Source organism: Nonomuraea solani (genome assembly GCF_900108335.1).
Classification (GTDB): Bacteria; Actinomycetota; Actinomycetes; order Streptosporangiales; family Streptosporangiaceae; genus Nonomuraea; species Nonomuraea solani.
In genome coordinates, this window is sequence record NZ_FNVT01000001.1 from 1,306,799 (window position 1) to 1,319,399 (window position 12,601).

Consider the following 12,601-nt stretch of genomic DNA (forward strand, 5'->3'; position numbering starts at 1 on the left):
AAGGTGGACCGGGCGGCCCTGCCACTCCCCGAGGCCGCGCCGGCGGCGCGGGCACCCCTGAGCACTCCCGCGGAATGCCTGGTCGCCGAGGTCTGGGCCGAGGTGCTGGAGCTGCCGCGGGTGTGGGCGGACGACGACTTCTTCGTCCTGGGCGGGCATTCGTTCGCCGCCACCCGGGTGACCGGCCGGCTGCGGGAGCGGCTCGGCGCGCCGGTTCCGGTGCGGCTGCTGTTCGAGCACCCGGTGCTCGCCGACCTGGCCGCCGCGCTTCCCCGCCCGTCGTCGGCGGCCACGGTACGGCGGGAGCGGGCCGACGGCCCGGCCCCGCTGTCGGGGACGCAGGCCCGGCTGTGGTTCCTGGCGCAACTGGAGCCGGAGAGCGCGGCGTACAACGTGCCGGTGGCGCTGCGGCTGAACGGCCCGCTCGACGCGGAGGCGCTGCTCGGCGCGGTGCGCGACCTGGCCGAGCGGCACCACGTGCTGCGCGGCGTGATCGACGACTCCGGCCCCGAGCCGGTGCTGGTCACGCGGCCGGTCTCCGACGTGCCGATCGTCACCCGTACCGTCGAGCCGTCCGGCGTCGCGGCCGCGCTGGACGAGCAGCTCGCCACGCCGTTCGCGCTGGACCGGGAGCCGCCGATGCGGGCCGTGCTGTTCGCCGTCGGCGAGCGGGAGCACGTGCTGTCGATCACCTTCCACCACATCGCCACCGACGCCTGGACCAAGGGCCTGCTGCTGTCGGAGCTGTCGGCCCTGTACGCCGCCCGCCTCGGCCTCCGCGAGTCGCCGGAGCCGCCACCGGCGCAGTACGCCGAGGTGGCCCCGCTGCCCGACCTGGCCGAGCTGGACTGGTGGGCCGAGCGGCTGCGCGGCCTGCCGCCGGTGCTCGACCTGCCCGCCGACCGGCCCAGGCCCGCCGTGGCCGACCCCGGCGGCGGCGAGGTGGAGCTGGCGATTCCGGCCGAGCTCAGCGAGCGGGTGCGCGCGGTGGCCGCCGCGTACCGGGCGACGCCGTTCATCGTCCTGCTGGCCGGGCTGCAGGCCCTGCTGGCGCGGCTGTCGGCGAGCACCGACATCGCGGTCGGCGTGCCGGTCGCGGGCCGGGACCGTCCGGAGACCGAGGGCGTGGCCGGCTGCTTCCTCAACACCGTCGTGGTACGCACCGACACCGGCGCCGACCCCACAGGGCGCGACCTGCTGACCCGGGTCCGCGAGGACGCCCTGGGCGCCTTCGCGCACGCCGACGCCCCGTTCGACCGGGTGGTCGACCGGCTCCGGCCGGAGCGGAACCTGGCCGCGACCCCGCTGTTCCAGGTGATGCTCAACTACTACCCCGACCCCGGCCGGCCGGAGCTGCCCGGCTTGGACGTCAGCGAGCTGCACCTGGAGGAGCAGACCGCGAAGTTCGACCTGAACTGGTACGTCATCGACGCCGGCCCGGACAGCCCGCTGCGCGGCGGGCTCGGCTACCGCACCGACCTGTTCGAGCCGGACACCGCGGCCCGGTTCACCCGCTGGTATCTGGCGCTGCTGGACGGCATGCTGGCCGACCTGGACACGCCGGTGGGCGCGGTGCCCCTGGAGCCGGTCACCGGGCCCGTCATCACCGGCTCCGTCCTGCCGCCCGCGCCCGGAGATTCGGTGCACCGGCTGATCGAGCACTGGGTGGACGAAACCCCGGACGCGCCCGCCGTGGTGGGCGCCGACCGCGGCCTGACCTACGCGGAGCTGGAGGAGTCCGCCAACCGCATCGCCCACTGGCTGCTGGACAACGGCGTACGCGCGAACGAGCCCGTCGGCGTCCTCCTGGAGCCGGGCGCCGGCCTGGCCTGCGCCCTGTTCGGGATCCAGAAGTCGGGCGGCGGCTACCTGCCCATGGACCCGGCCTACCCGGCCGCGCGGATCGCCGCCATGCTGGACGCCGCCGAGGTGCGCACCGTCGTCACCACGGCCGAGTTCGCCGGGCTGATCGCACGGGACCGCCGGGTGCTGACGCTGGACCGGCTCCCGTCCCTGGCCTCCACCAGGCCGTCGGTGGACGTACGGCCGGAGCACCTGCACCACGTGATCTTCACCTCCGGCTCCACCGGCACGCCCAAGGCGGTGGCCGCCGAGCACGGCGGCGTCATGAACTACCTGAGCGGCATGCTGCCGCGCATCGGCGTGCCCGGCGGCTCGTACGCCGTGGTCTCCACGCCCGCCGCCGACTTCGGCCTCACCTGCGTCTTCGGCGCGCTGACCACGGGCGGGACCGTCCACCTGGTGCCCCGCGAGACCGCGATGGACCCCGCCGCGTTCGCCGAGTACCTGACCGAGCACCGCGTGGACGTGGTCAAATGCGTGCCCAGCCACCTGGAGCTGCTGGCCTCGGGCGGCGACCTGCCGTCGGTGCTGCCGGACAAGCTGCTGATCCTGGCCGGCGAGGCGTGCCCGTGGGACCTGGTCGAGCGGGCCAGGGCGGCCAGGCCCGGACTGCGGATCCAGAGCCACTACGGGCACACCGAGTCGACGATGATCTGCCTGGTCTGCGACACCGAGGAGATCCCGGCCGCGCGGCGGACCGGCATCGTGCCGCTGGGCCGGCCGCTGCCGGGCGTGTACGGCCACCTGGTGGACGCGAGCCTGCGGCCGGTGCCTCCCGGGGTGCCGGGCGAGCTGGTCGTCGGCGGCTCCGGGGTCACCCGGGGCTACATCGGGCTGCCGGAGCTGACCGCCGAGCGGTTCGTCCCCGATCCGCTGACCGGGCAGGGACGCTGCTACCGGAGCGGCGACCTGCTCCGGCTCACTTCGGACGGGCAGATCGAGTTCCGCGGCCGGGTGGACGACCAGGTCAAGGTGCGCGGCTACCGGGTCGAGCTGGGTGAGGTCGTCACCGCGCTGCGCGCCCTGCCCCAGATCGCCGAGGCCGTGGTGCTGCCGGTGGGCGAGGGCAAGGCCCGCCAACTGGCCGCCTGGGTGACACCCGCCACGGTCGAGGCCGCCGTGGTCCGGTCATCGTTGCGTGAGCGGCTGCCCGACTACATGGTGCCCGCCCACATCGTCGCCCTCGACCGGCTTCCGCTCAACCCGAACGGCAAGGTGGACCGGGCCGCGCTGCCCGAGCCCCAGCCCGAGCAGGCGAAATATGTCGCCCCGGCCACCGCGAACGAGGAGCTGGTCGCCCGCGCCTGGGCGCAGGTGCTCGGCGTGCCCGAGGTCGGGGCGGGCGACGACTTCTTCGCCCTGGGCGGCGACTCCTTCGCCGCCGTGCGGGCGGTCAAGGAGATCGGCCGCGGCCTGCGAGTGATCGACCTGTTCACCCGGCCGACGGTGGCCGAGCTGGCCGCGTTCCTGGACCGCGAGGACGGCGGAGGGCTGCTGCACCGCCTGGGCGGCGGCCGTACCAGTGAGTTCACCCTGGTGTGCATCCCCTACGGCGGCGGCTCGGCGGCGGTCTACCAGCCGCTGGCCTGGGCGCTCGGCGACCGGGTCGAGGTGCTCTCGGTCGAGCTGCCCGGCCACGACCCGGCCCGCCCCGACGAACCGCCGCTGCCCCTGGACGAGCTGGTGGCGCGGCTCGCCCCCGAGGTGGCCGCCGCCGCGTCCGGGCCCGTCGCGATCTACGGCCACTGCGTCGGCTCCGCGCCCGCGCTGGCCCTGGCCCGCCGGCTGGAGGCGGACGGCGTCGAGGTGGCCGGCGTGATCGCGGCCGGCAGCTTCCCCGCCGCCCGGCTGCCAGGGCTGGCCCAGCGGCTCTTCCGCGGCGATCGCTGGGTGTCCGACCGGATGTTCCACGACGCGCTGCGGGCCACCGGCGGGCTGCTCGACGACATGGACGAGGCCGCCAAACAAGCCTCGGTACGCGCGATGCGCCACGACGCCACCGAGGCCAGGGACTGGTTCGGCCGCGAGCTGGCCGCCGGCGGCGCGCCGCTGCGCGCCCCGATCCTGTGCGTGGTCGGCGAGCGGGACCGCATCACCGAGCTCTACCAGGAGCGATACGCCGAATGGGCGGTCTTCGGCTCCAGGGTGGACCTGGCCGTGCTGCCCCGCGCCGGCCACTACTTCCTGCGGCACCAGGCCGAGCCGCTGGCCGCCCTGGTGATGGAGCACCTGCGGCGCTGGGCGGCCGGTGACCTGCCGGCTCCCGTGCCGCCGCCCGAACGTACCGGCCTGCGGCCCTTCTACACCGTCGCCACCGGGCAGCTCGTCTCGACGGTGGGATCGGCGCTGAGCTCGTTCGCGCTCGGCGTCTGGGCCTTCCAGCACAGCGGCAAGATCCTCGACCTGGCCCTGGTCGTGATGTTGTCCCAGATCCCGGCCGTGCTGCTCACCCCACTGGGCGGCGCGCTGGCCGACCGGGTGGACCGGCGGCGGATCATGCTGGCCTGCGACGCCGTTTCCGGGCTCGCCATGGCGGCGATGGTGCTGCTGCTGGTCACCGGCGGGCTCGACCTGCTGAGCGTGTGCCTCATCGTCGGCGTCACCTCCGTGGTCACCGCGTTCCAGCAACCCGCCTATCTGGCCGCGATCGCGCAACTGGTGCCCAAGCCCTATCTGCCGCAGGCCAATGCCCTGGCGAACCTGGGGTTCGGCATCGGCAACGTGGTGGCGCCGCTGGCCGGCGGCGCGCTGATCGGCACGCTGGGACTGTCGGCGGTGGTGGCCATCGACGTGATCACGTTCGGGGTGGGCGTGGTGACGCTGCTCGCCGTACGCTTCCCCGACCGGCTCTTCCGCAAGCAGGAGGAGACGTTCCGGGCCGCGCTGACCGGTGGCTGGCACTTCCTGCGCAGGCGGCGCCCGCTGCTGGTGATGGCGCTCTACTTCGCGGTGGTCAACTTCGGCACCGCGCTGATGTGGGTGCTCATCACCCCGGTCGTGCTCGGTCTCGGCACGTCGGGCGACCTGGGCCTGGTGACCGCGCTCGGTGGTCTCGGCGCCGCCGCGGGCACCGGGCTGGTGCTGGTGTGGGGCGGCACCCGGCGCCGGGCCACCGGCATGGTCGGCTTCGTGATCGGCTCCGGGCTCAGCATGATCCTGATGGGCGCCTGGCCGGCGCTGGGGCTGGTCGCGGCCGGGCTGTTCTTCCGGCTGGCCTGCATGAGCATCACCAACGCGCACTGGCTGTCCATCATCCAGGTGAAGGTCGGGCAGGAGCTGCAGGGCCGGGTGCTGGCCGTCAACGTCATGCTGGCCACGGCCATGCAGCCGCTCGGCTTCCTGTCCGCGGGGCCACTGGCGGACTGGGCGCAGCCGTACACGTCGGGTGGCGCGGGCCGGGGCGCCGCGCTGGTGCTGCTGGTCAGCGGGGTGCTGCTGGTGGTGTGGGCCGTGCTCGGGCTGCGCTACCGCACGCTGCACTACCTGGAGGACCTGGTGCCCGACGCCGCGCCGCCGCCCGAGGCCGCGGCCGACCTGAACGCCGTCCAGGAACGGGTGCTGGCGGCGTGACGCTCACCCAGGAATCGACTCTGGTGACGGCGGCCGACGTCAGCGCGGCCGCCGCCCGGATCGCCCCTTTCCTCCGGGCGACCCCGCTGCTGCCGCTGCCCGGTGAGCGGCTCTGGATCAAACCCGAGAACCGCCAGCCCACCGGCTCGTTCAAGGTGCGAGGGGCGATGAACGCCGTGGGGGTGCTGGCCGAGCGGGGGGCCGGGCACGTCATCGCGCAGTCGTCCGGCAACCACGCCCAGGCCGTCGCGTACGCCGCGGCGCGCCGGGGCCTGCGGGCCACCGTGGTCCTGCCCGACACGGCGCCGGAGCTGAAGGTGGCCGGTGCCCGCCGGCTCGGCGCGGACGTGGTGATCACGCCGCCCGCCCTGCGCGAGGACACCTGCGTGGCCCTGGCCGAACGGCTCGGCGCGGCGCTGATCCGCTCCGACGCGTTCGACGTCATCGCGGGCCACGGCGGCGTCGGGAGCGACATCGCGGACGAAATGGCGGGGCCCGTCACGATCCTGGTGCCGGTCTGCAACGGCGGCCTGCTGGCCGGGGTCGCGGTGGCGGCCAAGTCGGTGAACCCGGCGATCACCGTGATCGGGGTCGAACCGGAGCTGGCCGCCGATGGCGCGGCCAGCTTCCGTTCCGGCCGGCGTACCGCCTGGCCGGTCCAGGAGACGTACCGCACCAGCGCCGACGGACTGCGCGCCCCGGTCCTGGGCGCCCTGGCCTGGGAGCACATCCGCCGGTACGTGGACGACATGCTCACCGTCAGCGAAGAGGGCATCGCGGCGGCCGCCGGCCTGCTCTGGGCCGAGCTGGGGGAGCGTGCCGAGCCCAGCGGCGCGGTGACGACGGCGGCCTACCTCGCCCACGGTCCGTCGCTGCCGCCCGGGCCCGTGGTGGCCGTGCTCACGGGCGGCAACGTCGGCGGGTCACCCCTTCAGGCCGCCGGCCAGCAGGTCGGCGCGCCAGAAGCGCTGCAGCACCAGGACCAGGACGATCAGCGGGATGACGGCGACGGCCGATCCCGTGATGACCAGTGAGTACAGGTCGCCGTCGCCCGCGCCCTTGCCCAAGAACGTGTACAGGCCCAGGGTGATGGGGTATTTGTCCTGGTCGGAGAGCATGATGAAGGGCAGCAGGAAGTTGTTCCAGATGCCGACGAACTGCAGCAGGAACACCGTGACGAGCCCCTGCACCATCATGGGCAGCACGATGGTGGTGAAGATGCGCAGCTCGCCGGCGCCGTCCAGGCGGGCCGCCTCAAGGGTGCTCTCCGGCACGGAGGCCGCGGCGAAGACCCGGCACAGGAAGATGCCGAACGGGTTGATGATCACCGGCAGCAGCACCGACCAGTGCGTGCCGGCCAGGCCGACGGCGGCCATCAGCAGATACTGCGGGACGGCCAGCACGATGCCGGGCACGAGCACGCCGGCCAGGATCACCGAGAACAGGGCCTGGCGTCCTAGGAAGCGGAACTTGGCCAGCGCGTAGCCGGCCATGGCCGACACCAGGGTGGACAGGACCGCGCCGAGGCCGGCGTACAGGAGCGAGTTGAGCCCCCACTGCCAGAACTGGCCGCCCCCGTAGGTGCCGAGGGCGGCGAGGTTGTCGAACAGGCCGCTGCCGGGGGCGAAGGAGAAGGTGGTGAACAGCTCGCGCGAGGTCTTGGAGGCGGCGATGACCACCCAGGCCACGGGGGTCAGGCAGTAGAGCGCGCCGAGCAGCAGCACGACCAGCGCCAGGCGGGGTCGCCGTCTCCTGGCGGGGCGGCGGCGGTGGAACTGACGGTCACCGGTGCTCATACGTTGTCTCCGAAGGTGCGGCGCTGGAAGAAACGCAGCAGGAGCAGGGACAGGACGAGGATGCCCAGCGCGAGCACGACGGAGGCGGCCGCGGCCCCGCCGAGGTTGTCGTTCGTGAACGCCTCCTGGTAGATCTTCATCAGCGGTACCCAGGTGGAGCTGATGGCGGCGGTCATCGGCTTCAGCGTGGCGGGTTCGCTGTAGAGCTGCAGGGTGCCGATCACGGAGAACAGGCCCGTGAGCACGAGCGCGGGGGCGACCAGCGGGATCTTGATCCGCCAGGCGATCTGCAGTTCGGTGGCTCCGTCGATGCGCGCGGCCTCGTAGACGGAGGTGGGGATGGCGCGCAGCGACGTGAAGATGATGATCATGTTGAAGCCGACGCCGGACCACAGCGCGATGTTGGCCAGCGAGAAGTACAGGGCGGGGAAGCCGAAGAAGTCCAGCGGCCCGGCGTTCAGCTCCCTGGCGAGGTAGCTGACGGGGCTGGTGCTGGGCAGGTACAGGAAGCCCCACAGCAGGCTGGCGATCACGCCCGGCACCGCGTACGGCAGGAAGATCGCGGTGCGGCTGAAGCCGCGCGCCCGCACCCTCGGGGTGTCGAGCAGCAGCGCGAACAGCAGCGCCAGGCCCAGCACGGTCGGAATGGAGATCACGCCGTAGAGCAGCACGCGGCCGAGCCCGGCGACGTATTCGGGGTCGGTGAGCGCGGCGGTGTAGTTGTCGAACCCGATGAAGGTCTGCACACGCCGCCCGAACGCGCCGCCGCCTTCGATGCGGAAGCCACGGAAGCTCAGGTAGATCGCGTAGCCGATCGGGATGATCAGGAACAGGGCGAAGAGCACGATCGCCGGCGAGGCGAATAGCCAAGGGGTGGCGGCGGCGCGCAGGCGCCGCTTGGTGTGGACGGGCATGAGTCGGTCCAGGTGCGGTCGTGTCGCGGGCCCGGCTTGCCGGCCGGGCCCGCGGCGTCTACTTGGTGACGGTGTAGCCGGACTTCTGCAGGTCGGCGACGACCGCCTGCTGGGTGGCCTGGTACACCGCGCGGAAGGAGGTCTTGTCGAGCGCGGCCTTGTTGAGCGCGTCTCCGAAGGCGCTCTGGGCGACGTTCACGTTGGGCCCCCACGTCACCGGGATCGTGGTGTTCTTGATCACCTGGTCGGTGACCTGGTAGAAGTCCTTCTGCTGCGGCATCAGCTTCGGCGGCTCGGCGGTCAGCGTCGCCTGCCGGCCGGCGTTCCCGCCGGGGAAGATGTCGAGGGTGAGCAGCAGCTTCGAGCCCTCCTCCGAGGCGCCCAGCCAGGCCGCGAACGCCGCGGCCTCCTTGGCGTGCTTCGACTTGGCCGGCACCAGGTACGCCGACCCGCCCAGGAACGGCACGGCCGCCTGCCCTTCCGTCCACTGCGGCAGCGGCGCGGACTCCCACTTGCCGGCGGTGTCCGGCGCCACCGAGTGGATCACGCTCGGCGCCCAGGCTCCGGCCGCCCAGCTCAGGATCTTGCCGTTGTTGACCTTGGCGTTCCACTCCGGGGTGAGCAGCGGCTCGACCTTGACCAGGTCGCGCTCCACGAGGTCCTGCCAGAAGTCGGCGGTCTTGAGCGAGGCCTCGCTGTCGATGCCGACCTTCCAGGCGTTGCCGTCGGTGCTCCACCACTGGGCGCCGGCCTGGGCGGCGTGCGCGGCGAAGAACTCGAGCTGGTTGGCGGCGAAGCCGGCGATGTAGGCGTCGGGATCCTTCTTGTGGATCTGCTCGGCGGCCTTGGCGTACTCGGCCCAGGTGGTGGGCACCTTGACGCCGTACTTGTCGAACAGGTCCTTGCGGTAGGTGAGCACCATCGGGCCGATGTCCTGGGGCACGCCGTAGACCTGGTTGTTGAAGGTGGTCTGGGCCCAGATGTTGGGGTCGATGCCGGACTTGGCGCCGGCCACGTCGGCGGTGATGTCCTTGACGGCGCCGGCCACCACCAGCGCGGGAACGCCGCGGTACTCGATCTGCACGACGTCGGGAGTGTCGCCGGCCTGGTCGGCGGCCAGCAGCTTGGCGGCGGTGTCGGAGGTCCCGCCGACCTCCGACAGCTTGACGGTGACGTTCGGGTGGAGCTGGTGGTATTTGTCCACGATCGCCTTGGCCGCCGCGTCACTGCCCTTGAGGCTCCAGGTCCAGAACTCCAGCGTGACCGGCCCGGCGGCCTTCGAGGGGGCGGCGGTGTCCGAGGAGGGGCTGCCGGCGGACGAGCAGGCGGCCAGCGACGTGGCCAGGGCGACCGCCAGGGCGGCGATCACGGTGCGGCGTCCCCCAGGCCGGCGGCGGGGGAGGGGCGGTGAGGTCATGACGTGCTCCTCGGCAAGGTGGTGCGTCTCGGCGGGATGCCGGGTCGTGCGATTGGGATCTAACCTGATGTTAACGTTGTCATTCTGTCAAGACCTGGCTCGTAACCGAGCATGCAAACGTTTCGGAGCCCGCCCCCGTGCCCACCTTCCGTAACCCCGTCCTGCCCGGCTGTCACCCGGACCCGTCGATCTGCCGGGTCGGTGAGGACTACTACCTGGTCACCTCGTCGTTCGCGTACTATCCGGCCATACCCGTCTTCCACAGCCGTGACCTCGTCCGATGGCGTCAGCTCACGCACGTGCTGAACCGGCCGGGGCAGCTTCCGCTCCAAGGGCTCGACGTCTCCGACGGGGTCTGGGCGCCGACCGTCCGGCACCACGACGGCAGGTTCTACGTGGTCTCCACGCTGGCGGTGAATCGGCGGGGCCACCTCACGTTCGTCGTCACCGCCGACGACCCGGCCGGGCCGTGGTCGGACCCCGTGCCGCTGGAGGCCGAGGGCATCGACCCGTCGCTGTTCTTCGACGACGACGGCCGGTGCTGGCTCACCGCCTGCCGCGACGCCGTGACCGGCGGGCCGGGCGAGCTGTGGATGCGGGAGCTCGACCTGGACCGTCTCGAACTCGCCGGCCCGACCCATGTGCTCTGGCAGGGCGCCGTACGGGGGGCGTGGGTGGAGGCGCCGCACCTGTACAAGCGCGACGGCGTCTACCATCTGATCGCCGCAGAGGGTGGCACCGAGCGCAACCACAGCGTCACCGCCGCACGCGCCGGCGCCGTCACCGGTCCGTACGTCACCGACCCGCGCAGCCCGCTGCTGACCCACCGGCACCGGGGTCCGGACGAGCCCGTGCACAACGTCGGTCACGCCGACCTGGTGGACACCCCAGGCGGTGAGACGTGGGCGGTGACCCTGGGGGTGCGCCCGATCGACGGCACGCACACGCTGGGGCGCGAGGTGTTCCTGGTGCCCGTCGGCTGGACCGCGCACGGGCCGGTCTTCGCTCCCGAAACGGGCGGCGTCCAACTGACCGAACGGCTCCCCGGCCTCGCGGCCTTTTCACAGCCCGTCGCGGCGAGCCGGACGTCCTTCGACTCGCCGGAGCTCGGCCTGGAGTGGAGCAGCCTGCGCGGGCCGGTCACCGACCTCATCCGGCCCGCCGCCGGGGGCGGGCTGGAGATCGACGCGGCGCCCGAGCCGCTCGGCTCGACCGGGGTGCCGGCCTTCGTCGCGCGGCGACAGCAGCACGTACGCTGCCACGTCCAGGCCCGGATCGGCTTCTCGGCGACGCTGCCGTCGGAGGAGGCCGGCCTGGCCGTCTTCCAGAACCAGGACCAGCACGCCACCCTCGCCCTCACCGTGGACGCGGACGGGGAGGCGCGGGCGGTGCTGACCCTCCGCGAGGCGGGCACGAGCGCCGTTCTGGCCACCGCGCCGCTCACCTCGGGGGAGGCGGTGCTGTCCGTCGAGTCCGACGAGTCCGGCTACACCTTCCGCGTCCAGGACTGTGACACCGGCCGCCGGCTCGACCTGGCCACCGTCGAGCGGCCCTTCTTCAGCACCGAGCGGGCGGGCGGCTTCGTCGGCGTCCACCTGGGCCTCTACGCGACCGCCAACGGCCGGGCCGGGGGTGGGCGGGCACGGGTGCACTGGTTCGACTACCAGCCGGCCGACTGACCGGGGGCCCTGCCCCGCATTCCGCACGTCGCCACGACTTCCCTTCTCGCCCCATCCACCGCACTCCGGCGGGGTCCCTTGAGAAGACGGGCGAGGCAGTGGGGTGGCGCCGCGGCGGCCGACCGGCGCGGCTGGGCGGTGGGGCTGCGGGGCTGCGGGGCTGCGGGGCGGTGGGTCAGGGCCGGCCGGGTGGGGCGGTGCTGCGGCGGATGATCAGTTCGGGTGGGATGCGTTCGCTGGAGGCGGGTTCGCCGCGCATCATCCGGAGCAACCGCTCGATCGAGCGTTCCCCCAGCGCGACGAAGTCCTGGCGGACCGTGGTGAGGGACGGCACCAGGTAGGCCGCGCCGGCGATGTCGTCGAAGCCGACCAGCGAGACGTCGCCGGGCACCTTGACGCCGAGTTCGGCGAAGGCCGCCAGGACGCCCATGGCCATCTGGTCGTTGCCGGCGAAGATCGCGGTCGGGCGCTCGTGCCCCTCACGAGTGACCAGGTAATGGGCCAGGCGGTAGCCGCTGTTGCCGGTGAAGTCGCCCTCCAGCAGCTCTCCGTGCGCCTCCGTCACGCCCTTCAGCGCGGCCCGCCAGCCCTCGACGCGGGCCCGAGCGTCGAAGGTCCGCAGCGAACCGGTCAGGTGCACGATGCGGCGATGCCCCAGCCCGAGCAGGTGCTGGACGGCCAGGCGCGCCCCCAGCTCCTGATCCAGCTCGACGAAGCCGATGTCCGGGTTGGGTACGTTGCCGGACATGATGACGGTCACGGGCACGCCGGTGGCGATGCCGGCCAGGGCGTCCACCACCAGGGGACGGTCGGCGATGACGGCGACGGCCTCGACGGCCTGATCGGTGAGCCGCCGCAGCGTCTCGGCCAGGTCGACGGTGGTGCCGCCCTGCCAGCTCGCCATGTTGACCCAGTATCCGGCCCGTTGCGCCGCCGTCTGGACGCCCCGCAGCACGCGGGGCAGCTCGAAGAGCTCGGCGCCGGCGAGCACCAGCCCGATCGTCGAGGATCGGCGGCTCTTGAGGGCGCGGGCGACGCTGTTGCGGCGGTAGCCGAGCTTCTCGATGGCCGCCTCGACACGCGCCCGGGTCTCCGGGCGTACGGAAGGGTGGTCGTTGAGGACCCGGGACACGGTGACGTGCGACACGCCCGCTTCGCGCGCCACGTCCACCATGCCTGGTGCCCGGCCCATGTCCTTCGCTTCCCCACCTCACCGGGACGTCACGCCCGCTACGCGCTCACGCACCGCCGGCGCGGCAGGTGGATCATATCCCGCCGTTCGGCGAATTCCGGTACGGGTTTTGACCGCCTGGTCGCCGTTTCTCCTTGGGAAATCTTCCTGGACTGTACCCGCCGCTGGCC

7 protein-coding genes are annotated in these 12,601 nt (G+C 72.9%); 3 read left to right on the forward strand and 4 right to left on the reverse strand.

The genetic code is table 11. The features are described 5' to 3' along the window. Positions 1-3 precede the first annotated feature (3 nt). Both C4V41_RS05705 and C4V41_RS05710 read left to right on the forward strand, forming a co-directional pair. Positions 4-5,433 carry an amino acid adenylation domain-containing protein gene (locus C4V41_RS05705; RefSeq protein WP_456093850.1) on the forward strand — a complete coding sequence of 1,810 codons (5,430 nt, stop codon included), beginning with the start codon at positions 4-6 and terminating at the stop codon, positions 5,431-5,433. Further along, on the forward strand, positions 5,430-6,467 hold the full coding sequence (locus C4V41_RS05710) for a threonine ammonia-lyase (protein WP_103954620.1): 1,038 nt from the start codon (positions 5,430-5,432) through the stop codon (positions 6,465-6,467). The genes C4V41_RS05705 and C4V41_RS05710 overlap by 4 nt, the downstream gene beginning before the upstream one ends. On the opposite strand, the gene C4V41_RS05715 is transcribed toward C4V41_RS05710, so the two are convergent. Genes C4V41_RS05715 through C4V41_RS05725 form a run of 3 tightly spaced genes read right to left on the reverse strand, consistent with a single transcriptional unit; the run spans position 6,357 to position 9,560 of the window. Beyond that, entirely contained in the window at positions 6,357-7,229 is an 873-nt protein-coding gene (locus C4V41_RS05715; RefSeq protein ID WP_103954621.1) for a carbohydrate ABC transporter permease, read from the reverse strand. The two genes, C4V41_RS05710 and C4V41_RS05715, sit on opposite strands and share 111 nt — an antisense overlap. Next, a complete protein-coding gene (locus C4V41_RS05720) occupies positions 7,226-8,143 on the reverse strand; it encodes a carbohydrate ABC transporter permease (RefSeq protein ID WP_103954622.1) in 918 nt (305 codons plus the stop codon). Before C4V41_RS05720 ends, C4V41_RS05715 begins: the two co-directional genes overlap by 4 nt. A gap of 58 nt (positions 8,144-8,201) precedes the next feature. Continuing rightward, complete coding sequence (locus tag C4V41_RS05725) at positions 8,202-9,560, reverse strand: ABC transporter substrate-binding protein (RefSeq protein WP_103954623.1); 1,359 nt, start codon at positions 9,558-9,560, stop codon at positions 8,202-8,204. Positions 9,561-9,697: 137 nt separating this feature from the next. Here C4V41_RS05725 and C4V41_RS05730 point away from each other — a divergent pair, with 137 nt between their 5' ends. Further along, on the forward strand, positions 9,698-11,239 hold the full coding sequence (locus C4V41_RS05730; RefSeq protein WP_103954624.1) for a glycoside hydrolase family 43 protein: 1,542 nt from the start codon (positions 9,698-9,700) through the stop codon (positions 11,237-11,239). Between the two features lie 175 nt (positions 11,240-11,414). Here C4V41_RS05730 and C4V41_RS05735 read toward each other — a convergent pair whose 3' ends face one another. After that, positions 11,415-12,431, reverse strand: a complete 1,017-nt coding sequence (locus C4V41_RS05735) for a LacI family DNA-binding transcriptional regulator (RefSeq protein WP_103954625.1) — start codon at positions 12,429-12,431, stop codon at positions 11,415-11,417. Positions 12,432-12,601: the final 170 nt, after the last annotated feature.

What these genes read in the sequence shown, in the direction of transcription:
- C4V41_RS05715 (WP_103954621.1), bottom strand. Translation starts at nt 7,229, where the DNA reads ATGAGCACCGGTGACCGTCAGTTCCACCGCCGCCGCCCCGCCAGGAGA.
- C4V41_RS05720 (WP_103954622.1), bottom strand. Translation starts at nt 8,143, where the DNA reads ATGCCCGTCCACACCAAGCGGCGCCTGCGCGCCGCCGCCACCCCTTGG.
- C4V41_RS05725 (WP_103954623.1), bottom strand. Translation starts at nt 9,560, where the DNA reads ATGACCTCACCGCCCCTCCCCCGCCGCCGGCCTGGGGGACGCCGCACC.
- C4V41_RS05735 (WP_103954625.1), bottom strand. Translation starts at nt 12,431, where the DNA reads ATGGGCCGGGCACCAGGCATGGTGGACGTGGCGCGCGAAGCGGGCGTG.